This window comes from Enterococcus silesiacus (genome assembly GCF_001886225.1).
Lineage (GTDB): Bacteria > Bacillota > Bacilli > Lactobacillales > Enterococcaceae > Enterococcus_L > Enterococcus_L silesiacus.
On the sequence record NZ_JXLC01000061.1, the window covers coordinates 1 to 1,257 of the forward strand.

At 34.1% G+C, this 1,257-nt stretch carries 3 protein-coding genes; 2 read left to right on the top strand and 1 reads right to left on the bottom strand.

Annotation, left to right across the window (positions count from 1 at the left end; all coding sequences use genetic code 11):
* On the top strand, positions 1-608 hold a 608-nt coding region (locus RV15_RS18370; protein WP_217265845.1), incomplete at its 5' end, for an HNH/ENDO VII family nuclease.
* Between the two features lie 13 nt (positions 609-621).
* Positions 622-1,092 (top strand): SMI1/KNR4 family protein, encoded by a 471-nt coding sequence (locus tag RV15_RS18375; protein WP_071879431.1) that lies wholly within the window; start codon positions 622-624, stop codon positions 1,090-1,092.
* On the opposite strand, the gene RV15_RS18915 is transcribed toward RV15_RS18375, so the two are convergent.
* The coding region (locus tag RV15_RS18915; RefSeq protein ID WP_217265846.1) for a hypothetical protein at positions 1,063-1,257 on the bottom strand (195 nt) is incomplete at its 5' end. The two genes, RV15_RS18375 and RV15_RS18915, sit on opposite strands and share 30 nt — an antisense overlap.

Sequence of the window (1,257 nt, forward strand, 5' to 3'; positions counted from 1 at the left end):
ATTGGGATGATAAGGTAAAAGTGGCCTTTCGAAATGGGAAAGACTTACAAATCGGGGACAAGTATAATCCAGTTTTAGGCGCGTTAGTGGCATCGGGACAGTATCTTGAGGATGCTTATAAGTTTATGACAGAAGACGAGCTGGGACAGGCGTTGCAGATGTTAGGATTTAACTTTGCTTCTTATCGGTTAGCGACGAATAAAGGTACGAAGACGGTTGAGAATAAGAAAGCTGGTGGGGCTACTGTACCTAAAGACTATTCACAAATTAGGGAATACTGGAAAAAAGATATCGATTTTAAAGGGACCAGAGTTTATCAAAGAGATGGTATAATTGATATTAATAAAGTAGATGTTAAGGGACGCTCTAACCTTCAAAGAATGGAACAAGGATTGGCTCCTTTAGGACCAGATGCAAATCCAGTGAACTTGCATCATATGACTCAACGAGATATAAGTTCTATTGCTGAGGTAGAGCAGTCTTTCCATCAAAGTAATTCTAAAACGATTCATATCAATCCTAATTCAGTTCCGTCTGGAATAGATAGAAAATCTTTCAATAAATGGCGTTCTGAGTATTGGAAAAATAGAGCAAAAGATTTTAAATAAAGGAGATGTTGTAATGAGTACAGAGTATAATAAAGCAAAAAAACTAATTGAAGAGAATGAGAATTTGGTAGACGATTTTGGAGGAGCCTCAGATGATATTATAAAAAAAGCTCAGGCAGTTCTGGGTATACAATTTCCAAAAGATTACGAACTTTTTTTATCTTGTTTTGGCGCTTTAACTTTTGGTTCTATCGAAATTTATGGAGTTTTTAGAGAAGATTTTGAAAATTCGGGTGTTCCAGATACTGTTTGGGCTACGTTAAATGAACGGAAATTAGTAAACATGCCAAAACATTTAGTTATTTTGTATAATACTGGAATGGGAGAAATGTATTGTTTGAACTACAAAGACTTAAATAATAATAATGAACCTAAAATAACATCATATTTTCCAGGTTTTTCTGAAGATGCACAAAAAAATGAAGTTTTATACAATAACTTTGCAGAGTTTCTCTTAGATATGGTAACTGAAGAAATTAATTAAAAATAAAAAAGGTGCTTTACTATCTGATTGACGTCGGATAGTAAAGCCTTGAGTAGTAAGCATGCACTCACTAATCAAATTGCCAATAATTGAAATAGTATTAGTGAGAGAGGCTCGCTGATACTGTTTTTTTAATTTACCATCTTCGTTTCTCGACAAATCTAT